General features: G+C 75.1%; 1 protein-coding gene. It reads left to right on the forward strand.

The genetic code is table 11. The features are described 5' to 3' along the window. Positions 1-437 (forward strand): hypothetical protein (locus CHC04_RS24640; RefSeq protein WP_217897481.1); only part of this gene is annotated, 437 nt, incomplete at both ends.

Genomic DNA, 437 nt, shown 5'->3' on the forward strand with positions numbered 1-437 from the left:
CCGGCCGACAACGAGCCGCCGGCCGACGAGCCCCCGGCCGACAACGAGCCGCCGGCCGAGACCGCCCTCGCGACGTCCGCTGTGGCCGGCGAGGCCACCGACGGCTGGACCGAGCTCGAGGGCGTCACGGAGTTCGAGGGCGCACTCGTCGCCGGGGTGGGCCCCCTGACCGCCGGACGCACCTACATCTTCAACATCGAGGCCCGCGCCGACGGCGTGGACAGCACCGACAGTGCCGACGAGATCGTCCTGGTTCTCGCTGATGCCTGTGAGACCGGCGGTGACCCCGACGCGGGTGACCCGAACGCCGGCGACCCCGACGCGGGCGACCCGAACGCCGGTGACCCGAACGCGGGTGACCCGAACGCGGGTGACCCGAACGCCGGTGACCCCGACGCCGGTGACCCCGACGCCGGTGACCCCGACGCCGGTGACCC

This window comes from Geodermatophilus saharensis (assembly GCF_900188205.1).
Classification (GTDB): Bacteria; Actinomycetota; Actinomycetes; order Mycobacteriales; family Geodermatophilaceae; genus Geodermatophilus; species Geodermatophilus saharensis.